21 protein-coding genes are annotated in these 19,892 nt (G+C 72.2%); 16 read left to right on the top strand and 5 right to left on the bottom strand.

The window, feature by feature from the left end:
* The first annotated feature begins 11 nt into the window (after positions 1–11).
* The 5 genes from B118_RS0114965 to B118_RS0114945 all read left to right on the top strand — a co-directional run bounded on the left by B118_RS0114965 (position 12) and on the right by B118_RS0114945 (position 5,969).
* On the top strand, positions 12–1,160 hold the full coding sequence (locus tag B118_RS0114965) for an exonuclease SbcCD subunit D (protein WP_018220486.1): 1,149 nt from the start codon (positions 12–14) through the stop codon (positions 1,158–1,160).
* A complete protein-coding gene (locus B118_RS0114960; protein ID WP_028192976.1) occupies positions 1,160–3,634 on the top strand; it encodes an AAA family ATPase in 2,475 nt (824 codons plus the stop codon). Before B118_RS0114965 ends, B118_RS0114960 begins: the two co-directional genes overlap by 1 nt.
* A gap of 28 nt (positions 3,635–3,662) precedes the next feature.
* On the top strand, positions 3,663–4,649 hold the full coding sequence (locus tag B118_RS0114955; RefSeq protein WP_028192975.1) for a hypothetical protein: 987 nt from the start codon (positions 3,663–3,665) through the stop codon (positions 4,647–4,649).
* A complete protein-coding gene (locus tag B118_RS0114950; protein ID WP_027645947.1) occupies positions 4,649–5,506 on the top strand; it encodes a spermidine synthase in 858 nt (285 codons plus the stop codon). Before B118_RS0114955 ends, B118_RS0114950 begins: the two co-directional genes overlap by 1 nt.
* A 70-nt stretch (positions 5,507–5,576) precedes the next feature.
* Positions 5,577–5,969 carry a VOC family protein gene (locus tag B118_RS0114945; protein WP_018220489.1) on the top strand — a complete coding sequence of 131 codons (393 nt, stop codon included), beginning with the start codon at positions 5,577–5,579 and terminating at the stop codon, positions 5,967–5,969.
* Between the two features lie 140 nt (positions 5,970–6,109).
* Here the strand turns inward: B118_RS0114945 and B118_RS32915 are convergent, their stop codons facing one another.
* Positions 6,110–6,364 (bottom strand): hypothetical protein, encoded by a 255-nt coding sequence (locus B118_RS32915; protein WP_238323928.1) that lies wholly within the window; start codon positions 6,362–6,364, stop codon positions 6,110–6,112.
* A gap of 954 nt (positions 6,365–7,318) precedes the next feature.
* Between B118_RS32915 and B118_RS0114935 the strand changes: the two genes are divergently transcribed.
* The 5 genes from B118_RS0114935 to B118_RS0114915 all read left to right on the top strand — a co-directional run bounded on the left by B118_RS0114935 (position 7,319) and on the right by B118_RS0114915 (position 12,200).
* The gene (locus B118_RS0114935) at positions 7,319–8,239 is read left to right on the top strand and encodes a DNA-3-methyladenine glycosylase family protein (protein WP_028192974.1); all 921 of its coding nucleotides are present in this window, start codon (positions 7,319–7,321) and stop codon (positions 8,237–8,239) included.
* 151 nt (positions 8,240–8,390) lie between these two features.
* Complete coding sequence (locus B118_RS0114930; RefSeq protein WP_026270745.1) at positions 8,391–8,873, top strand: GNAT family N-acetyltransferase; 483 nt, start codon at positions 8,391–8,393, stop codon at positions 8,871–8,873.
* Positions 8,874–8,989: 116 nt separating this feature from the next.
* Positions 8,990–10,099: an ATP-dependent DNA ligase gene (locus tag B118_RS0114925; protein WP_018811643.1), complete on the top strand. Its 1,110-nt coding sequence runs from the start codon at positions 8,990–8,992 to the stop codon at positions 10,097–10,099.
* A gap of 31 nt (positions 10,100–10,130) precedes the next feature.
* The gene (locus B118_RS0114920; protein ID WP_018220494.1) at positions 10,131–11,702 is read left to right on the top strand and encodes an alpha/beta hydrolase; all 1,572 of its coding nucleotides are present in this window, start codon (positions 10,131–10,133) and stop codon (positions 11,700–11,702) included.
* Between the two features lie 45 nt (positions 11,703–11,747).
* Positions 11,748–12,200: a GNAT family N-acetyltransferase gene (locus B118_RS0114915; protein WP_018220495.1), complete on the top strand. Its 453-nt coding sequence runs from the start codon at positions 11,748–11,750 to the stop codon at positions 12,198–12,200.
* 4 nt (positions 12,201–12,204) lie between these two features.
* On the opposite strand, the gene ligD is transcribed toward B118_RS0114915, so the two are convergent.
* Entirely contained in the window at positions 12,205–13,230 is a 1,026-nt protein-coding gene (ligD, locus tag B118_RS0114910; RefSeq protein ID WP_018220496.1) for a non-homologous end-joining DNA ligase, read from the bottom strand.
* Positions 13,231–13,277: 47 nt separating this feature from the next.
* Between ligD and msrB the strand changes: the two genes are divergently transcribed.
* From msrB to B118_RS0114885, 5 genes are all read left to right on the top strand, one after another.
* Positions 13,278–13,688: a peptide-methionine (R)-S-oxide reductase MsrB gene (gene msrB, locus B118_RS0114905; protein WP_018811644.1), complete on the top strand. Its 411-nt coding sequence runs from the start codon at positions 13,278–13,280 to the stop codon at positions 13,686–13,688.
* Positions 13,689–13,855: 167 nt separating this feature from the next.
* A complete protein-coding gene (locus B118_RS0114900) occupies positions 13,856–14,116 on the top strand; it encodes a hypothetical protein (RefSeq protein ID WP_018818109.1) in 261 nt (86 codons plus the stop codon).
* Between the two features lie 141 nt (positions 14,117–14,257).
* Complete coding sequence (locus B118_RS0114895) at positions 14,258–14,839, top strand: TlpA family protein disulfide reductase (RefSeq protein ID WP_018811646.1); 582 nt, start codon at positions 14,258–14,260, stop codon at positions 14,837–14,839.
* 1 nt (position 14,840) lies between these two features.
* Positions 14,841–15,824 (top strand): cytochrome c biogenesis CcdA family protein, encoded by a 984-nt coding sequence (locus tag B118_RS0114890; RefSeq protein ID WP_028192973.1) that lies wholly within the window; start codon positions 14,841–14,843, stop codon positions 15,822–15,824.
* The gene (locus tag B118_RS0114885) at positions 15,808–16,260 is read left to right on the top strand and encodes a GNAT family N-acetyltransferase (protein WP_018811648.1); all 453 of its coding nucleotides are present in this window, start codon (positions 15,808–15,810) and stop codon (positions 16,258–16,260) included. The genes B118_RS0114890 and B118_RS0114885 overlap by 17 nt, the downstream gene beginning before the upstream one ends.
* Positions 16,261–16,274: 14 nt before the next feature.
* On the opposite strand, the gene B118_RS0114880 is transcribed toward B118_RS0114885, so the two are convergent.
* A complete protein-coding gene (locus tag B118_RS0114880; RefSeq protein ID WP_027648826.1) occupies positions 16,275–17,180 on the bottom strand; it encodes a LysR family transcriptional regulator in 906 nt (301 codons plus the stop codon).
* A 148-nt stretch (positions 17,181–17,328) separates the two neighbouring features.
* Here B118_RS0114880 and B118_RS0114875 point away from each other — a divergent pair, with 148 nt between their 5' ends.
* Positions 17,329–17,676 (top strand): YybH family protein, encoded by a 348-nt coding sequence (locus B118_RS0114875; RefSeq protein ID WP_028185103.1) that lies wholly within the window; start codon positions 17,329–17,331, stop codon positions 17,674–17,676.
* A 108-nt stretch (positions 17,677–17,784) separates the two neighbouring features.
* On the opposite strand, the gene hemQ is transcribed toward B118_RS0114875, so the two are convergent.
* Both hemQ and hemG read right to left on the bottom strand, forming a co-directional pair.
* Complete coding sequence (hemQ, locus tag B118_RS0114870; RefSeq protein ID WP_018220504.1) at positions 17,785–18,486, bottom strand: hydrogen peroxide-dependent heme synthase; 702 nt, start codon at positions 18,484–18,486, stop codon at positions 17,785–17,787.
* Positions 18,483–19,892: a protoporphyrinogen oxidase gene (gene hemG / locus B118_RS0114865; RefSeq protein ID WP_018220505.1), complete on the bottom strand. Its 1,410-nt coding sequence runs from the start codon at positions 19,890–19,892 to the stop codon at positions 18,483–18,485. Before hemG ends, hemQ begins: the two co-directional genes overlap by 4 nt.

The raw sequence follows: 19,892 nt of genomic DNA, 5'->3' as shown, positions 1-19,892 counted from the left end.
TGGTTTGAGTCGTGAAGATCCTGCACACCTCCGACTGGCACGTCGGCAAGGTCCTCAAGGGGCAGTCCCGGGCCGAGGAGCAGAAGGCCGTCCTCGCCGGGGTGATCGAGGTGGCCCGGCGGGAGGCGCCGGACCTGATCATCATCGCCGGCGACCTCTACGACACCGCCGCCCCCACCCCCGAGGCGACCCGGTTGGTCACCCGCGCGCTGACCGCGCTGCGCCGTACCGGCGCCGATGTCGTCGCGATCGGCGGCAACCACGACAACGGCGCGGCGCTGGACGCGCTGCGGCCGTGGGCCGACGCCGCCGGGATCACGCTGCGGGGCAGCGTGCGCGAAGACCCCGACGAGCACATCATCGACGGTACGACCGGCGGCGGCGAACGCTGGCAGCTCGCCGCGCTGCCGTTTCTGTCCCAGCGGTACGCGGTCCGGGCCGTGGAGATGTATGAGCTGACCGCCGCCGAGGCGAACCAGACGTACGCCGACCACCTGGGGCGGATCGTCGCGCGGTTGACCGAGGGCTTCACCGAGCCGAACCGGGTGCACCTGGTCACCGCCCACCTGACCGTGGTCGGGGCGGCGACCGGCGGCGGCGAGCGCGACGCCCACACCGTTCTCGGCTACGCGGTGCCGGCGACGGTCTTCCCCGGCACCGCACACTACGTCGCCCTCGGTCACCTGCACCGCGCCCAACGGGTCGACGGCGGGTGCCCGATCCGCTACAGCGGCAGCCCGCTGGCGGTCGACTTCGGCGAGCAGGAGAACGTCCCGTCGGTGACCGTGGTCGAGGTGACCGCCACCACGGCGGCCCAGGTGCGCGAGGTGCCCATCCCCGCCGCCGCCACCCTACGGACCGTCCGGGGCACGCTCGCGCAGCTCGCCGAGGTCGAGGCGCCGGACGCCTGGCTACGGGTCTTCGTCCGGGAGCAGCCCCGGGCCGGCCTCCGTGAGGAGGTGCAGGAGCTTCTCCCCCGCGCGCTGGAGATCAGGATCGATCCGGAGCTGGTGTCCGCGCCCGGCGGCGGTGCCCGCGTCGCCCAGCGCGCCGGCCGGTCGCCGCGGGAGCTGTTCGGCGACTACCTGGACGACCGGGGGCACGCCGACGACGACGTCCGGGGGCTCTTCGACGAGCTGTTCGAGGAGGTCGAACACTGATGCGGCCGATGCGACTGGATCTCGACGGCTTCACCGTCTTCCGGGCGGCGACAACGATCGACTTCACCGACGCCGACTTCTTCGCGCTGGTCGGGCCGACCGGCTCCGGCAAGTCCACCGTGTTGGACGCCATCTGCTTCGCGCTCTACGGCACCGTACCCCGGTGGGGCGGCACCCGCGGGTTGGCGAACGCCCTCGCCCCGTCGGCGGCCGAGGCGCGGGTCCGGCTGGTCTTCGAGTCCGCCGGCGACCGCTACGTGGCCACCCGGGTGGTCCGGCGGGACAGCCGGGGCAACGTCAAGACCTCCGGCGCCGGCCTCCAGCTCATGCCGCCCGGCTTCGACCCGGCCAAGCTCGACACCGGGCTGAGCCCGGAGGACCTGGGCGAGGTACTCGCCGGCACGGTCGCCGAGATGGAAGACGCGGTGCTGACGGCGGTCGGGCTGCCGTATGAGCAGTTCACCAGCTGTGTGCTGCTGCCGCAGGGGCAGTTCGCCGACTTCCTGCACGCCCGACCGGCGAAACGGCAGGAGATCCTGGTCAACCTGCTCGGCCTCGGCGTCTACGAGCAGGTGCGGGAGAAGGCGGGGACCCGGGCCAGCCAGGCCGAGGCGAAGTTCGAGGTGGTCAGCCAGACCCTCGCCGGCCTCACCGACATCGACGACACCGCCCTCGAAGCGGTGTCGGCCCGCGTCGAGCAGATGCGGGAGCTGGCCACCGCCGTCACCGCCGCCGTTCCCGAACGGGACGCGGCGCACACCGCGGCGCGGGAGGCGGGCGCGGCGCTGACCGCCCTCGACGCCGACCTGGCCGTCCTCGACGCCGTACGCGCCCCCGGCGGGGTGGCCGAGGTCGCCCGGTCGGTGGCGACCGCGCAGACGGGCGCGGACGAGGCCACGACCGTGGTGGCGCTCGCCGAGGAGCGGGAGGAGAAGCTCCGCGGCGAGTTGACCGCGGCCGGCGACGAGAGCGCGCTGCGCCTGCTGCTGCGGGCGTACGACGACCGGGCGGAGCTGGCCGGCGAGGCCGAGACGGTCCGGGCGGCGGTAGCGGCGGCCCAGGCCGGGCACGCGGCGGCGACGGCGGAGCTGACCGCGGCACAGGCGGCGGCCGAGCAGGCCGAGGCCGACCTGGCGGCGGCCTTCCAGGCGCATGAGCAGGCCAAGGCGACCGACCTGGCGGTGGCGCTGCGGGCGCCGCTGCACGACGGGTCCACCTGCCCGGTCTGCGAGCAGACCGTCGCCCAGGTGCCGGCGATCCCGGCCACGTCGGCGGTGCCGGCGGCGGTCGCGGCCGGTAAGGCGGCGCGGGCGGCCAGCGAGGCGGCCAAGGCCACCGTGGCGCAGCGGGACAGCACCGTCCGCGACCGGGAACGGGAACTGGTCACGGCCCGGGTCCAGCAGGAACAGCTCGACGCGCGGTTGGCCGCGGTGCACACCCAGCTGGCCGACGCCCCGGAACCGGCGGCGCTGCACCAGGCGTTGGCCGAGCATGGGCGGCTGCGGCAGGAGCTGGAGGAGTCGGCGGCCGCGGTGCGCGCCGGCCGGGACGAGGCCCGTCGGGCACGGGCCGCGGTGGACACCGCGCAGGAGCGGCTCCGCACGACCTGGCGGGCCTTCGACGCGACCCGGGACGGACTGGCCCGCTTCGGCCCGCCGGCCACCGACCGGGAGGACGTGGCGACGGCCTGGGCGACGCTGACCGACTGGGCCACCGCCGAGGTGACGCGACGGCGCTCCGAGCGCCCCGACCGGGTGGCGGCGGTGAGCGCGGCCGAGGCGCAGGTGGCCGCGGTCCAGGCGCGGATCGGCGGGCTACTCGCGGCGGCCGGGGTGCCGGCCACCGACGACCCGGGCCGCGCCGCCGCGGTCGCCCTCGAACGGGCCGAGGCGCAGCTGCGGGAAGTGACCCGCCGCCGGGAGCAGGCCGGTGAGCTACGCGAGCAGCGCGCCACCTACGAGCGTGAGGCGCAGGTGGCCCGCGCGCTCGCCGGGCATCTGCGGGCGAACAACTTCGAACGGTGGCTACTCGCCGAGGCGCTCGACCTGCTGGTGGACGGGGCGTCGACAATCCTGCGCGAACTCTCCGGTGACCAGTACGACCTGGTCCACGACAAGGGGGAGTTCTTCGTCGTGGACCACCACGACGCCGGCCTGCGCCGGGGCGTGCGCACCCTCTCCGGCGGGGAGACCTTCCAGGCATCACTGGCGCTCGCACTGGCCCTGGCCGAACAGCTCGCCGGGATGTCGACCACCGCGGCCAGCCTGGAGTCCATCGTGCTGGACGAGGGGTTCGGCACCCTCGACACGGCCACCCTCGACACGGTGGCCGCCACGTTGGAGAACCTGGCCGCGCGGGGGGACCGGATGGTGGGCGTGGTCACCCACGTGCCGGCGTTGGCCGAGCGCATTCCGGTCCGCTTCGAGGTCCGCAAGGACGCCCGGTCGGCCCGGATCGAACGGACCGGCCGGTGAACGCCGACAGCGGGCGGGGGCGACCCGGGTGACCCGCTTCTTCGTCGACGCGTGGGACCCGGCGTACGGGGCCTCGTTCGAGGCCGCCGCCGGCGGACCGGCCGCGCCCAGCAACGCCCAGGTCGAGGCCGGCCACGAGCTGCCCGCGGCCGAGTGGCGGGCGGTCGGGCCCCGGCCCGGCGTACACGCCCCGGCCGTGGTGCTCCTCGTCGACGGGGTACGCCGAAACGACGCCAGCCTGTGGTTGACCGAGCCCGACGGGGTCTCGTACCCGGGGCTGGCCGCCTCGTACGCGGCCGGGGTGGTCCGCTGCGACCTGGAGCGCGGCTCGGCCCAGCTGGCTGGTGCCCGGGTGGAGCGGGGGCTCTTCACCGCCAGCCCGTCCGCGGTGGACGTGCACGCCGGCAACGTCCACTACCCGGTGCACCGGGTTGGCGGCAGCGGCGAGTTGGCCAAGTTGCCGGCGGCGGTGCAGGGACCGCTGACCGCGCTGGAGGTGGCCGTCTCCGGCGCCGCCCGCAGCGACGATGATCTGCTGGTGGTGGACGGGCCGCTGCGTAACCGGCGGCTCCTGCCCCGCACCCTCGGCTACGTGAAGACCCAGCACAGCCAATACCTCGACGCGCGGCTCACCGCCGTGGTCACCGGGCTGACAGCCGGGCAGCGCTCCCCGGTGTTCCGGCTCGGCACCGCGTGGGGCGGCTGGTCGTGGTACCTGCGGCTGCCGGTTACCGGCGGCGCCCCGTGGGCGGGCATCGTCCGGGTGGAGTGCTCCACCGAGTTGGACATCGCGGCGGCGGTCGCGTTGGCGGACCTGTCCGTGGTGACCCTGCCCCGCTTCGCCTCCACCCCGTACAAGGACCCGCGGGCGCCGCAGAACCTGATCCCCATCGCCGGCCTGGAACGCCGGCTGCGACGGATGATCGGCGACTCCCGGCTGCTGCACCGCGCCCTGGTCGCCGCCGCGCGCAGCGCCGCGCCCGCCGCCGCGCAGCCACCCGGCGGTGCGGGCTGATGGGGCGCCGGCGCTCCACCGACCGGGCCGCCGCCGAGGTGGACACCGGGGTGGCCGAGCTGGTCCCCGACCCGGACCGGGCGGGCTCCTGGACGCTGCTGCTCGACGGCGCCCCGCAGTCCCACGTGGACCTCACCGACCCCACCCATCTGGAGTTCGAGTACGTGCGCCGGCTCGGCGCCGCGATCGACCTACTCGCCCCGGCCGGCGCCCCGCTGCGCCTGCTGCACCTCGGTGGCGGCGCGCTGACCCTGCCCCGGTATGTCGCCGCCACCCGTCCCGGCTCGACCCAACGGGTCTGCGAGGTGGACGGCGCGCTGGTCGAGCTGGTCCGCCAGAAGCTGCCCTGGCCCCCCAACCCACGACTACGGGTACGCGTCGCCGACGCTCGGGAAGCCCTCACCGGCCTCCGGGACGCCAGCCTCGACATCGTGGTCGCCGACGTCTTCGCCGGCGCCCGTACCCCCGCCCACCTGACCTCGGTGGAGTTCGCCGCCGAGGTGGCCCGCGTCCTCCGACCCACCGGCTGGTACCTGGCGAACATCGCCGACGGCCCGCCGCTGCGGCACGCCCGCCGACAGGTCGCCACCGTCCGGTCGGTGCTGCCACAGGCGGCGCTGGTTGGCGACGCCGCGGTGCTGCGGGGCCGCCGCTTCGGCAACCTCGTGCTGCTCGCCGGCCGTACCACCCCGCCGGTGCCCGAGCTGACCCGGCGGGTCTCCGGTGACTGGTTCCCGGGCCGGCTGCTCGCCGGCGGGGAGTTGGTCCGGTTCAGCGGCGGCGCCCCGGTTGTCCACGACACCGACGCCACCGACTCCGCACCACCCCCAGCGGGGATCTTCTCGGTCGGACGTTGAGCCGCCGCCCACCCGATGCCGACCAGCCGGCCACTTTCGACTGGTCCACAGCGTCCGTACGATGACGGAAATGCCGACGAAACAGCTGAAGGTTGGCCTGCGGGTACGCGATCTGGACCGGTCATTCGATCTCTACCGACGGCTCGGCTTCCGGCACCTTCCGCAGCCCGAGCAGACGCGGCTGCGCTACCTGACCTACGGGCACACCTGGCTCATCCTGTCGGATCTGCACCAGCACGGCTATCACCACGCCGAGCGCGGTCAGCAGACCAGGCAGGGCCCGGCCGGGCTCGGCTTCGTCCTCGTCGTACCGACCACGGATCTCGACGCGACGTGGCGGCTATGGCGGGAGGAGGGCCTGACTGTGACCCTCGATCCGGAAGACGTCGGATGGGCGCGCATCTTCTACGGCCTGGACCCGGACGGCTACGAGCTCATGTTCGAGCAGTTCCCCAGACAATAGTCTACTTTGTTAGATCTTCTGGCATGTTGCATATCTGCGTTGTCATCGGGTTGGGCTGCGGTGTGCGGATGGGCGGAGTCTGGTTCGGGTGCGGTTGAAGGACTGTGCGGCGGGATCTTCGCGGGGTGGCAGCGCTCGGTTCAACGGGCGACGGCCTGCTTCCCCGCCCTATAGGTGAGGTACGCTTTCGCGTCGACCTTTCCACCACTGTATCTATGCAGAATGGCGACCGTCTGTTCAGGTGGGCAGATGAAGCTCTCGAGCGGCAGCAGCTGGTACACCCGCCGTCCCTCGTGCACCCTACCGAGGCGACCCTTGACGCGCGCCCCTGGCGTCACCCGAATTTTTAACATCGGATCGCTCCAGTCCGCACCTCGCTTCACCGCCGTCATCATCTCGACCGAGCTCCAGGGCAACCACGTCGTGGCACCATTCGCCCGAACAGTCATCCCAGTGTCGTCAACATGGATGACAAACGGCCAGCAGAGAGACACAAGAGCGCAGGCGGCAAGGAGGCATATTGCCGCGCCGGCGTACGCGAATATCCTGGTGTTGGTGAAGACTGAGCCCGGGTCCGCCGCAGAATGCCATGCCGCACCCCACCCGCAAGCCCCAACCAGGGCCACGAAAGCGTAGTTCCGCCGAATCTTGGCTGTGTTCCGCTGTAACCGCACTCCTTCGTCCACATAACTATGATGCATCGTCGCAAGCTGCTGACAAACAGCAGGGAGAGGCAAAGTAACCCAACGCGCGAGCGCGCTGTTCCACATTGGAGGGAATTCAAGAACTAGCGGACCGTCGATCTTCATCGGCTCGGCCTGCACAAACACGCCAACCGGCAATCAACGAAGGTACCCCTCACGAAGTGCGATGCGCAACACACACGACCGAAATGAGCGGTCTCTCGAAATCTCAAACCCACATGAATGCAGTGCGATCTGACAAATGCTGGATGAATTTGAATTTCCATAGATAACATTAAGAAACCCACCATTTTTGGTAAGCCCAGCATGTTATGACCAGTTAGCAGCCGTCCCGGCCAACCTGCGCAAAGTGCTTCCCTGGCCGGACCGATCCTCTGGCAGCCGCCAACTGTCGACGCCGGGCACCCCACCAATTACGCATCCCTCAGAGGCTTGCCGGGTCCGGCCAGCTACTGCGACGCTGCCGCGTCCGCCACGCCGAGGCCCTGACAACCCGCACGGCGTCCTAACACTCGGCCCAGTTCCCGTGAATTCGGCGCTTACCACCAGCACCACCGGTGGACCGGTCGGGGCGGAAAGCAGACCGGACCACAGTCGGCGTACCCGCCGACAGCAGGTCGCGGTGCCTGGTGACAGCATGTCGGGATGCCCGGGACCGAACCCACCGCCCGCCGGTTGCTGCACCCGCCGGCCGGGTACCGGCTGGCCGCGTCGGTCCGGCCCCTCACCTTCAGCCCGTACGACCCCTGCGCGCGGATCGTCGCCGGGACGCTCTGGTGGGCCACCCGGACCCCGGACGGACCCGCCACCCTCGCCCTACGCCCCGACGCCGGCCACCTGGTCGCCGAGGGGTACGGCCCCGGCGCCGACTGGGTGGTGCACCAGGCCGACGCCCTCGCCGGCCTCCGGGACAACCTGACCGGCTTCGCCGAGCTCGCCGCCGCGCACCCGGTGGTGGCCGACCTGGCCGCCCGGCACCGGGGGCTGCGGCTGCCGACCAGCGGCCAGGTCTTTCCCCGGGTGTTCCGGGCCATCCTCGAACAGCGCGTGACCGGCAAGGAGGCGTACCGGGCGTACGCCGCCACCGTCCGCCACTTCCGGGCGGTGGCCCCCGGGCCGATGCAGCCGCTGCTGTTGCCGCCGGAGCCGGCGGCGGTGGCGGCCACCCCGTACTGGGCCTTCCACCCCCTCGGGATCGAACAGCGCCGCGCCGACACGCTGCGCCGGGCCGCCGCGGTGGCCGACCGGCTGGAGCGGTGCGCCGACTCGGCCGAGGCCACCCGCCGGCTCACCGCCGTCCCGGGGATCGGCCCGTGGACCGCGGCCGAGGTGGTCCGGGTCGCGTACGGCGATCCGGACGCGGTGAGCGTCGGCGACTACCACCTACCGAACATGGTGGCCTGGGCCCTCGCCGGCGAGGCACGTGGCGACGACACCCGGATGCTGGCCCTACTCGAACCGTTCCGGGGCCATCGGGGTCGGGTCTGCGCCCTGCTGGCGGCGGCGGGCATCACGGCGCCGAAGTTCGGCCCGCGGGCACCGCTGCGCTCGTTCGCGCGCTTCTAGCCATCTCGCCGACGTACGGCGGCGGGCCCGAGCCGGCACGACACCACCATTCGCGACATCCAGTAGTAACGATATTTACCAGCTCCGGTAGCTGACTGTCGTCAAGGGACTCGGGCACCACGGGGTCGTGGCGCTGTGGTTGGCTGGGCCGGTGACCGCCCGCCCGCTGATCGCTCCCGCGACCCCGGCCGACGCCGGGGAGATCCTCACCGTCCAACTCGCCGCGTACCTGGCCGAGGCGCAGCGCTACGCGGACCCGTTCCTGCCGCCACTCACCGAGACCCTGGACGAGATTCGGGCCGTGCTCGCCGGCCCGCAGACGGTGCTCACCGCCCGGCTGGGCCACCGACTCGTCGGATCGGTCCGGGTCCGCGTCGACGGCGTCATCGCCTCCATCGGCCGGTTGGCGGTCGCCCCCGACCAACAGGGTCGGGGCATCGGTGGCCGTCTGTTGCGCGCGGTCGAGACGGTGGCGGGCGCACGGGTGTGCCGGTTCACCCTGTTCACCGGGGCGGAGAGCGTGCGGAGTCAGCGGCTCTACCAGCGCTCCGGCTACCGGTTGGTGGGCCACGACAAGGACCCCAACGGCGTGCCGCTGGTGCTGCTGGAGAAGACGGTGCCGTCCCGCTGCTGACCCCGGCGGCCCCGCACCCATCCGGGTGCAGCGGGCTGCTCGCCGGCCAGGAGGGGGGCGGCTGTGGCTGGTGTTCCGCCCCACGGCTGTCGGTGCCGTCTGGTTGACTGGTCGCTGTGAAGCTGCCGATCAGCCCGCCGGTCGAGCCGATGCTCGCCAAGAGCGTCCCGCGGATCCCGACCGCGACCGGGATGACTTACGAGCCGAAGTGGGACGGCTTCCGGTGCATCGTGTTCCGGGACGGCGGGGAGGTCGAGCTGGCCAGCCGGGGCGGCAAGCTGATGACCCGCTACTTCCCCGAGGTGGTCGAGCAGGCCCGCCGGCAGTTGCCCGAGCGCTGCGTGGTCGACGGCGAGTTGATCGTAATCCAGCGCGACCGGCCGGACGGGCAGCCCCGGCTCAACTTCGAGCTGCTGGCCCAGCGCATCCACCCGGCCGCCTCCCGGGTGAACCTGCTCGCCGAGACCACCCCCGCGGATTTCGTGGCCTTCGACCTGCTCGCCCTCGGCGACGAGTCCCTCCTGGCCCAGCCGTACCCACAGCGGCGGTCCGGGCTGGAGGCGGCGTTGGGCGGTGTCGCGCCACCGATGCACGTCACCCAGATCACCACCGACCCGGCCACCGCGCGCCGCTGGTTCGACCGGTTCGAGGGGGCGGGGCTGGACGGCCTGATCGCCAAGCCCGCCGACCTGCCGTACGAGCCGGGCAAGCGCCTGATGTTCAAGGTCAAGCACAAGCGCACGGTCGATGTCGTGGTGGCGGGTTTCCGCTGGCACAAGTCCGGCCCGGTGGTCGGCTCACTCCTGCTCGGGCTCTACGACGACGCCGGCGTCCTGCATCATGTGGGGGTGAGCGCGTCGTTCCCGATGGCCCGCCGGCAGGCGCTGGTGGGCGAGTTGGAGCCATACCGGGGCGCCGGCGCCGACCATCCCTGGGTGCACGGCGACCACCAACGCGGTCAGCGCATCCCGGGCGGGGTCAGCCGGTGGACCGGCACGAAGAACCTGGAGTGGGAGCCACTGCGACCGGAGCTGGTGGTCGAGGTGAGCTACGACGCGATGGAGGGCGACCGGTTTCGGCACACCGCCCAGTTCGTCCGGTGGCGCCCGGACCGCAAACCCCGTTCCTGCCGTTACGACCAGCTCGACCGTCCGGTCCGCTTCGACGTGGATCAGGTGCTCCGGGGCGACCCGGAGCGCAGCGGCCCCACGTCCGGGCCGGCGTAGCCGGCTACCCCGACCCCGAAAGGTCCACCCCGTGATCCGCACCCCCGCCCGCCGGTTCGTCCCGGCTGTGCTCCTGGTGGCCAGCACGCTTCTCGCCGCCGGCTGCACCCTGCCGGCGTTCGCGCCGCGCACCGAGGCCCAGCCCTCGGAGCAGTCCGGCACCACGCCGACCTGGCAGGCCTGTCCGGAGGTGGCCGAGGAGTTGGTGGGGCCTGTTCCCCCGAGCATGAGCTATGAGTGCACCCGGATCAAGGTCCCCCGAAACTGGGCCGACGGCGCCGCCGCCACCGCCGGCCCGGGTGCCGGGGAGACCTTCGAGATCGCGCTACTGCGGATCCGTTCCACGCACCAACGGGACCGGATCGGCTCGCTGCTGATCAACCCCGGTGGACCGGGTGGCTCCGGCATTGACACCGCTGTCTACCTCTCCCACCCCGGATGGAGGGGTCATCTACCTGTCCCGATCATCGAGCACTTCGACATCATCGGCTTCGACCCGCGTGGGGTGGGCCGTTCCAGCCCGGTGGAGTGCGTCTCGGACGCCAGCCTCGACGCCAGCTTCGGCTACGACCCGGACCCGGTGAGCCAGCAGTCCTTCGACGGTCTCGTCGAGCTGAACCAGCGGATCGGGCGCGAGTGCGGCGACCGCTACGGCGACCAGCTCGCGCTGTACGGCACGGAGCAGGCGGCCCACGATATCGACGCGATCCGGGCTGCCGTCGGCGACGAGAAGTTGACCTATCTCGGCTACTCGTACGGCACCCTGCTCGGCGCCGTCTACGCCCAACTCCACCCGGAGCGGGTGCGGGCGCTGGTGCTGGACGGGGCCGTTGACCCTCGGCTGGACCAGGTGGCCAGCTCGGAGAGCCAGGCCAAGGGCTTCGAGCGGGCCTTCGACAACTTCTCCCTGTGGTGCTCCACCAACTCCGACCGCTGCCCGATCGCCCCCAGCGCGCGGGAGGCGGTCACCTCGGCGATCGACAAGGCGCGGGTCTCCCCGGTCCGGGGCGACGATGGGCGGGAGGCGACTCCGGGGTGGATCTTCTACGCGGTGGTCTCCTCGCTCTACACCGAGGCCGGCTGGGAGCAGCTGGCCCAGGCGATCGACGAGTTGGCGGGCGGGGACGCGACCGGGGTGTTCCGCCTCGCCGACGCGTACGCGGGTCGGGAGCCCGACGGCACCTACTCGAACCTGTTCGACGCGAACCTCGCGGTGAACTGCGCCGACGAGGCGGAGCGGCCGAGCCGGGAGCAGATCCGGGAGCTCCAGTCGCAGTGGCGTGAGCAGTACCCGCTGTTCGGCCCGGCGCTCGCGGTCGGCCTGCTCGCCTGCACCGAGTGGCCCGGCGGCCGGGACCCGTACCCGACCGGGGCCGCGGACGGGGCGCCACCAATCCTGGTGGTGGGCACCACGGGGGATCCGGCGACCCCCTACGAGCAGACCCCGGCGCTGGCCGAGATGCTGGGCGTGGGTCGGGTGCTCACCTGGGAGGGCGAGGGGCACACCGCCTATCCGCAGACGGACTGCATCAACGCGGCGGTTGACGCGTACCTGGTTGACCTTGCCGTGCCGGCTGAGGGGAAAAGCTGCCCGCCACAGTGACCTCGGTCGTGGCCGGGGCGCCCGCCGTTGTGTCATCCTCCCCGGATGAGCGACGTGATCTTCCGAGAGGCGGTCCGGGTCGACCTGCCCGCCGTGCTCGACCTGCTCACCGACGACCGGCTGGGGCGCACCCGGGAGGTGGGGCAGGTTGACGCCCGCTACGAGCGGGCGTTCGCGGCAATCATGGCCGACCCGCGCAACCAGCTCGTCGTCGCCGAGGCCGGCGGCGAGGTGCTGGGCTGCATGCAGCTCACCTACATTCCTGGGCTCAGCCGGCACGGCGCCGAGCGACAGTTGATCGAGTCGGTCCGGGTCCGCTCCGACCAACGCGGACGGGGGCTGGGCCGGCAGCTGATGGCCTGGGCGATCGACCAGGCGCGGGCGCGTGGGTGTGCGCTGGTCCAGCTGACGACCGACAAGTCCCGGCAGGAGGCGCACCGCTTCTATCTGGGCCTCGGTTTCGTCGCCAGCCACGAGGGCATGAAGCTGCCGCTGTGACGGCTCAGCGGGGGCGGTCGCGGTCCTTGGACGGCTGCACCCGCTTCGGCTCGCCGGGCATCTTGGGGTGTTCCGGCGGGTAGGGCAGGTCGCCCTGCCCGTTCGCGGCGTCCCGCTCGACCCACTCCAGCAGCGGCGTGAGGTCCCACGGGGCGTCATCGATGCCGGCGTGCGGGTCACCGCGCTCGGCCAGCCGCGCCGGCACGCTGCGCAGGTCGAAGTCGTCCGGCTCGGCGTCGGCCAACTCGTCCCAGGCCAGCGGCGCGGAGGCGGTGGCGCGGGCGTTGGCCCGCAGCGAGTACGCGCACGCGATCGTCCGGTCCCGGGCCATCTGGTTGTAGTCGACGAAGACCCGGGCGCCACGCTCCTCCTTCCACCACGCGGTGGTGACCAGCTCGGGGCGGCGCCGTTCCAGCTCCCGGGCCAGGGCGATGGTCGCCCGGCGGACCTCGACGAAGGTCCAGCGCGGCTGGATCCGCAGATAGACGTGGACGCCCCGACCGCCGGAGGTCTTCGGCCAACCGGGGACACCCAGCTCGGCCAGGATCCCGCGGAGCTCGGCCGCCGCTTCCGCCGCGTCGGCGAAGTCGGTGCCGGGCTGCGGGTCGAGGTCGATCCGCAGCTCGTCGGGGTGGTCCGGGTCGCCGGCACGCACCGGCCACGGGTGAAAGACCACGGTGCCCATCTGGGCTGCCCACGCCACGTGAGCCAGATCAGCCGGGCAGAGCTCGGCCGCCTTCCGGCCGCTGGGGAAGCTGATCTGCGCGGTGCGAACCCAGGGTGGCACCCCGCGCGCCGGCACCCGCTTCTGGAAGAAGGCCTCCCCCTCGATCCCGTCGGGGAAGCGTTGCAGGGTGGTCGGCCGCTCGCCGAGCGCCCGCATGATGCCCGGACCGACGGCGAGGTAGTAGTGGAAGACGTCGGCCTTGGTGTAGCCCCGTTGTGGGAAAACCACCCGCTCGGGGCTGCTCAGCCGGACCCGCCGCCCGGCGACCTCGATCTCTTCGGCTGCGGCCCTCGTGCCACCCATTGCGCGACCATATGCGATGACTCCGACCTTCGACGTACTGTTGGCGGGTGAGTCTCGACGACAGCGAACTGCCCCGCACCGAGGACGAGTGGCGGGTCCGGCTCAGCCCCGAGGAGTTCCGGGTGCTGCGGGAGCGCGGCACCGAGGCCCCGGGGAGCGGTGAGTACGTGAGCACCAGGACCCCGGGGGTCTACCACTGCCGCGCCTGCGACCAGGAGTTGTTCGCCAGCGATACGAAGTTCGACTCCCACTGCGGCTGGCCGAGCTTCGACGACGCCATTCCCGGACGGGTTCGGGAGGTCGAGGACCGGAGTATGGGCATGGTCCGGACGGAGATCCGCTGTGCCCGCTGCGACAGCCACCTGGGGCACGTCTTCACCGGTGAGGGCTTCACCCCGAAGGACACCCGGCACTGTGTGAACTCGGTGTCCCTCCGGCTGAAGCCCCACGAGTCCTGACGGCGCCGGCCAACCGGAGCAGGGCGCACCGCTGCCGTCGGGGCGAAGCCACCCGGCTGGCCGCGCACCCGGATGTCGATCGGCCCTCCCGGTTTACCGATTCCGGTTGCCGGCGCCGATTCGATGTTTAACGCTTATCTCCGGAATCCATACTCTGGGGGAATAGCATGGCAACCTGTGAGGTTTGCGAGAATGATTACTGGTTGACCTTTGAGGTGCGTACGATCAGCGGTGACGTGCACACCTTTGACAGCTTCGAGTGCGCCGCGCACAAGCTGGCTCCGATCTGCGAACAATGCCAGGTCAAGATCGTAGGCCACGGCGTCGAGGTCTCCGGCCGCTTCTTCTGCTGCGCGAACTGTGCCCGGCGCAAGGAGGGAACCGAGGGCGCCCAGGTCCGCGACTCGGTCGGAGCCCGACCATCCTGAGCGAACGGGGACAGCAGGGCAGGGGCCGGCTGATCACTCCAGGTAGCGGCTTCCAGGCGGAGACAGCCGGGTGGCGTTTGGGACGCCGACGTTAGCGAGCGGTAAGAAGACCCGGTGCCGCACCCGGGCTAACATCCGGACATGCCCACCATGACCCGGTCAATCCCGATCGCACTAACCATAGTTCTGGCGCTCTCCGCCTGCGGGAGCTCCGAGGACACCGCCGCGGGTGACGAGCCCACCCCCGCCCCGACGACCGCGTCCAGCAGCGCGCCCGCCAGCACCGCGGCGAGCCCGACCGGCGAGCCAGCAGCCGAGGTGCCGCAGACCCTCGACTTCACCGCCCGCACCATCGACGGTGACACGTTCACGGGGGCCAGCCTCGCCGGCAAGCCCACCGTCTTCTGGTTCTGGGCCGCCTGGTGCCCCACGTGCCGGGGCGAGGCCGACTCGGTGACGGCCGTGCAGCGGGAGAACGCCGACCGGGTGAACGTGGTCGGGGTGGCCGGGCTCGGCAGCGGTGACGACGCGATGCGCCGATTCGCTCAGGACACGGGCATCGAGGGCTTCCCACAGCTGGCCGACGACGCGGGCGAGGTGTGGCAGCGGTTCGAGGTGGTCTCGCAGCAGTACTACGTGCTGCTGGACTCCACCGGCAAGGTCGTCCACAAGGGTTCGCTCTCCCAGGCCGACCTACGCGAGCGGGTCGCGGAGCTGACCTGAGATGGTTGACGCCCCCTACGGTCTCGCGCTCGGCGCCGGGCTGCTCGCCGCCGTCAACCCGTGCGGCTTCGCGCTGCTGCCGGCGTACCTGTCGATGCTGGTGCTGGGGGACAGCCCGGCGGACGGTCGCGGGCCGCTCGCGCCGGTGGGTCGGGCGTTGGCCCTGACGGCCGCCATGACCCTCGGCTTCGTCGCCGTCTTCGGTGGGTTCGGGCTCCTCGCCGGCCCCGCCGCCGACGCCCTGGCCAGCCGCCTGCCCTGGGTGTCGGTCGCGATCGGGCTCGCCCTGGTCGCCACCGGCGGCTGGCTCGCCGCGGGCCGGGCGCTACCGACCTTCGCCCCCCGGATCGCCAACGGTCCCGAGGTTCGGCGCAGCTTTGGATCGATGGTTCTCTTCGGTGCGGCCTACGCGATCGCCTCCCTCGGCTGCACCATCGGACCGTTCCTGGCCGTGGTGGTCGCTGGATTCCGGGCGGGTAGCCCGCTCGCCGGGGCCGGGCTCTTCGTCGCGTACGCGGTCGGGATGGGGCTGATGGTCGGCGCCGCCGCGCTCGCGGTCGCGCTGGCCCGGGAGTCTCTGGTCCGGCGCACCCGGCGGGCCGGGCCGCTGCTCGGCCGGGTCGCCGGCCTGCTCCTGGTGCTGACCGGCGGCTACGTCGCCTGGTACGGCTGGTACGAGATCCGACTCTTCGCCGGCGGCGACGTCAACGACCCGGTGATCGACGCGGCCGGTCGGGTGCAGGCCACGATCAGCGGGTGGGTGGACGGTCTGGGCCCGTGGACGATCGGGGCCGCGGTCGCCGCGCTGCTCGCGGTGGCGGTCGCCGGCACGCTGCTTCGCCGGCGGCGCTCCGCCGCCCGGCAGCCGGCATCGGCATCGGCATCGGCATCGGCATCGGCATCGGCATCGGCATCGGCATCGGCATCGGCATCGGCATCGGCATCGGGCAGCGATCTACCATCGCAGGATGCTGCCCACCACTGAGCTCCGGACCGCTTCCTTCGCCGACCTGTCCGCCCGCGCCTTCCATGACCTGCTCCGGCTACGCGTGGACGTGTTCGTGGTGGAGCAGGAGTGCCCGTACCCGGAGCTGGACGGCCGGGACGTGGAGCCGGGCACCCGCCATCTCTGGCTGGAGCAGGCCGGGGCGCCGGTGGCGTACCTGCGGATCTTGGCCGGTCCGGACGGTCAGCGACAGATCGGCCGGGTGGTGGTGGCGAAGGAGGTACGCGGCGCGGGGTACGCGGGCCAGCTGATGACCGCGGCCCTCGTGGAGGTCGGCGAGAGCCCGTGCACCCTCGAAGCGCAGTCACAGCTGGTCGACTTCTACACCCGACACGGGTTCACGGTCACCGGGCCGGAGTACCTCGAGGACGGCATTCGACACACGCCGATGCGCCGGAACGCCCCGGCGGCGTAGCACACCGCGGATCGCTACCGGGCCAGCGCCCGGGATCCCGGCCCGGTAGCGAAGGTGTCGCGGCAGTGTCGGACCAGTCGATCGAGGGCTGGGCTCTGCGTGCCGCTCCAGACCAGGGCCAGCAGGGCTGGCTCGTCGATGTCGACGATCGGCAGCGCGATCAGGCGGCCGTGGTGGTCCCACGACATGGACTCGGCGAGGACGGCCACGCCCAGCCCGCGGGCGGCGAGGTCGGCGATGGCGTCCGCGGCGCTGGCCTGGACGCTGATGGCCGGTCGGACGCGGTGTTGGGTGCAGGCCCGGTCGAGGACGGTACGGATGCCGGTGCCCTCGGGCATGCACACCAGTGGGTGGTCGGCGAGTTCGGCCACGGTCACGGCCGCTTTCTGGGCGAGGAGATGCCCGGGTGGGACGAGGGCGACGAGTGGCTCGCTGATGATCGTGAGGGAGTTCGACCCGGCCGGCGTGGGATCGGCGGTGCCGATGAGAGCGAGGTCGACAGCACCGGCCTGGACGTCCTGGAGGAGCCGGGCCGAGTGGTGCTCGAGCAGGGTGATCTCCACGCCGGGGTGCGCGTGGTGGAACGCCGCCAGGGCGTCGAAGAACGGGGTGATGGTGCACCCGATGACCATGCCGACGGTGAGCCGACCGCGGATGAGTCCGACCACGTCGCCGACCGCCTGCTTCATCGCGTCAGAACAGGCGAGCGCGGCCCGGGCGTGTTCGAGTGCGGCCCGGCCGGCATCGGTGAGGCTCGCCCTTCGGGTGGAGCGGTCGATGAGGGTGGCGCCGACTTCGCGTTCGAGCTCGCGGATCTGAGCACTCACTCCGGGTTGGCTGATCCGCACCCGCTCGGCGGCACGGGTGAAGCTGGCCTCCTCGGCGACTGCGACGAAGTATTCCAGCTGCCTCAGTTCCATAACGAGAGATTCTAGCTCGCATAAGAACTATCTGTTGGACTTCTGATGTCACCGAAGGCACGCTTGGTTCTGGAGGCAAGCGCCGAACGAAACGCTTCGCTCCACCGGAAACATCGAGAGGAACACCATGTCGGACCGTACGAAAGCGATGCAGCCCGAGGACCTCACCCGGCTGTTCGTCGAACGCTCCAACGCCGGCGACGCCGCGGGCGTCGCCGCGCTCTACGAACCGGACGCGGTCATGGCCTACCCGCCCGGCCAGCAGACCGTCGGGCGCGCGGCAATCCAGGCCCTGTGGGAGGAGGTGCTCGCCAACCGGCCACAATTCACCCCGGAAGCGCCGCTGCCCACGCTGGTCTGCGGCGACCTCGCCCTCACCTCCACGCCGCCGAGCGACGGCGCGGGCGCTCGGGCGCAGGTCGTCCGCCGCCAACCCGACGGGTCCTGGCTACGGGTGCTCGACCAGCCGGAGTTCACCACGCCCACCTCGGATTGACCCCCCGCACGTCCTACCCACCCGACGGTCAGCCGAGGCCCCCCGGCTGCCAAAGCGGCGCAGCCGGCCGGGCCGCTGCCGTACCGCCGGGTGGGGCGGGCGGCACGCTCAGGGCAGGCTGGCGATGATGTCGGCGATCTCGCGGCGCCGGCCGGTGTAGAACGGGATCTCCTCCCGGACGTGCCGGCGGGCGCGGGACGCCCGCAGGTCCCGCATCAGGTCAACGATGCGGTGCAACTCGTCGGCTTCGAAGGCGAGCAACCACTCGTAGTCACCGAGGGCGAACGAGGAGACCGTGTTGGCCCGCACGTCGGGGTAGCCGCGGGCCATCCCGCCATGCTCGGCCAGCAGCTCCCGCCGCTCCGCGTCCGGCAGCAGATACCACTCGTACGAGCGGACGAAGGGGTACACGCAGAGGTAGTCCCGGGCCTGCTCACCGGCGAGGAACGCCGGAACGTGGCTCTTGTTGAACTCCGCCGGCCGGTGCAGCCCGAGCTGGGACCAGACCGGGGTCAACGCCCGCCCCAGCGTGGTACGCCGGAACCGCAGGTACGCGTCCTGGAGCGCGTCACTCGACGAGGAGTGCCACCAGATCATCAGGTCGGCGTCGGCGCGCAGCCCGGCCACGTCGTACGTGCCCCGGATGGTCACGTCCTCGCCGGCCAGTTCGTCGAAGAAGGCGGTCGCCTCGGCGGTGACGTTCTCGCGTAGTGACGGCAGGGCGTGGTTCGCCCGATACACCGACCACATGGTGTACCGGATCGTCGCGTTCAGCTCGTTCAGTCGGGCCGCGTTGGTCTGCTCGGTCATATCCCGGAACCCTTCAGTGCAGTGATGATCTCGTCGGCCGCCGCCGCGCCGGAACGGATACAGACCGGAATCCCGACGCCGTCGTAGCCGGCTCCCGCCAACGCGAGGGTTGGCCGCTGCGCCCGCAGCGTCGCCCGCGCCGACGCCACCCGCTCCAGGTGGCCTGGCGCGTACTGCGGCAGTGACCCACCCCAGCGCTGCACGTGGGTGGCGATGGGGGTGGGCAGCTCGGCACCGAGCACCGCCGACAGTTCCCGGTACACGGTGTCGACGAGCTCCCCGTCGGGGCGCTGCAGCTGCGCCTCGTCCCCGTACCGGCCGATCGAGGCCCGGACCAGGGTCAACCCGTCGGGCCGGCGCAGGTGCCCCCACTTGGTGGTGAAGAAGGTGGACGCCTTCATCAGCAGCCCCTCGCCGACCGGGACCAGGAGGCCGGAGAGCCCGGGCAGCTCCGTCGCCGGCAACGCGAGGGTGACCAGGGCGATGCTGGCGTAGGCCAGGTCACCGACGTTCTCGGCGGCGGCCGGGGCGACATCGGCGAGCAGCCGCCCCGCCGGCCGGGCCGGCACCGCCAGCACCACGGCGTCGGCGTGGACCTGCTCCGCGTCGCCGTTCGGGCCGATGGTCAGGCGCCAGCCCGCGCCGGCCGGGGTCAGCGCCCGGACCGTCGCGTTCCGCCGGATCGTGGCGCCGCTGGTCGACGCGGCGGCCTCGACCAGGGTGCTGAGACCACCGGCCAGGGTGCCGAAGAATGGCGTACCGGGTGACCGCGGCGCCGCCGCCTGCGCCGCGCGGACCGCGCCGACCAGGGTGTGTTCGATCCGGGCGGTTCGGGTCAGCGCGGGCATGGTGGCGGCCAGGGAGAGGTCGTCGGCGCGGCCGGCGTAGACGCCCCCGAGCATCGGCTCCACCAACCGGTCGACGACCTCGTCCCCCAGTCTGGCCCGAACCAGCTCGCCGACCGTGACATCGGCGTCGGGGGCGAGCAACGGCCGACCGGTGTCCACATCGGCCTCCGCGGTCGGGCGGGCCACCGCCGCGACCGCCGCGAGGTCCCCGGGTACGCCGATCAGCGTGCCCCGGGGCAGCGGGTGCAGCTCACCGCCGACCAGGAGCGCCGCCTGCCCGACGGTGGGATGGACGATGTTGTCGGCCAACCCCACCCGGCGGATCAGGGTCACCGCCGCCGACTCCCCACCGGCGCCGTCGCGCATCAGGAACGCTTCCGCGCCGAACTCCACCGGAGCGCCGGCGAGTTCGCCGGTGCGCAGCTTGCCACCGAGGGAGTCGCTACGCTCGTAAACCGTCACCTCGGTGTCGGTGGGAACGTGGTCCCTCAACTGGACGGCGGCGGCGAGGCCGGCGATGCCACCGCCGACCACCGCGATCCGCCACGGTGTCGCCAT

The organism is Salinispora pacifica CNR114, from assembly GCF_000514775.1.
GTDB classification, from domain to species: domain Bacteria; phylum Actinomycetota; class Actinomycetes; order Mycobacteriales; family Micromonosporaceae; genus Micromonospora; species Micromonospora pacifica.
Note: the sequence above shows the minus strand (reverse complement) of the source record. Positions and strands in the feature narration are given on the sequence as shown.

Excerpts from the sequence above, each read along its gene's own strand:
- B118_RS0114915 (WP_018220495.1), top strand. The coding sequence starts at position 11,748 with ATGAGCGACGTGATCTTCCGAGAGGCGGTCCGGGTCGACCTGCCCGCC.
- hemG (WP_018220505.1), bottom strand. The coding sequence starts at position 19,892 with ATGGCGACACCGTGGCGGATCGCGGTGGTCGGCGGTGGCATCGCCGGC.
- B118_RS0114885 (WP_018811648.1), top strand. The coding sequence starts at position 15,808 with ATGCTGCCCACCACTGAGCTCCGGACCGCTTCCTTCGCCGACCTGTCC.
- B118_RS0114895 (WP_018811646.1), top strand. The coding sequence starts at position 14,258 with ATGCCCACCATGACCCGGTCAATCCCGATCGCACTAACCATAGTTCTG.
- B118_RS32915 (WP_238323928.1), bottom strand. The coding sequence starts at position 6,364 with ATGATGACGGCGGTGAAGCGAGGTGCGGACTGGAGCGATCCGATGTTA.
- B118_RS0114900 (WP_018818109.1), top strand. The coding sequence starts at position 13,856 with ATGGCAACCTGTGAGGTTTGCGAGAATGATTACTGGTTGACCTTTGAG.
- B118_RS0114960 (WP_028192976.1), top strand. The coding sequence starts at position 1,160 with ATGCGGCCGATGCGACTGGATCTCGACGGCTTCACCGTCTTCCGGGCG.
- B118_RS0114935 (WP_028192974.1), top strand. The coding sequence starts at position 7,319 with ATGCCCGGGACCGAACCCACCGCCCGCCGGTTGCTGCACCCGCCGGCC.
- B118_RS0114945 (WP_018220489.1), top strand. The coding sequence starts at position 5,577 with ATGCCGACGAAACAGCTGAAGGTTGGCCTGCGGGTACGCGATCTGGAC.
- B118_RS0114875 (WP_028185103.1), top strand. The coding sequence starts at position 17,329 with ATGCAGCCCGAGGACCTCACCCGGCTGTTCGTCGAACGCTCCAACGCC.
- hemQ (WP_018220504.1), bottom strand. The coding sequence starts at position 18,486 with ATGACCGAGCAGACCAACGCGGCCCGACTGAACGAGCTGAACGCGACG.
- ligD (WP_018220496.1), bottom strand. The coding sequence starts at position 13,230 with ATGGGTGGCACGAGGGCCGCAGCCGAAGAGATCGAGGTCGCCGGGCGG.
- B118_RS0114880 (WP_027648826.1), bottom strand. The coding sequence starts at position 17,180 with ATGGAACTGAGGCAGCTGGAATACTTCGTCGCAGTCGCCGAGGAGGCC.
- B118_RS0114890 (WP_028192973.1), top strand. The coding sequence starts at position 14,841 with ATGGTTGACGCCCCCTACGGTCTCGCGCTCGGCGCCGGGCTGCTCGCC.
- B118_RS0114950 (WP_027645947.1), top strand. The coding sequence starts at position 4,649 with ATGGGGCGCCGGCGCTCCACCGACCGGGCCGCCGCCGAGGTGGACACC.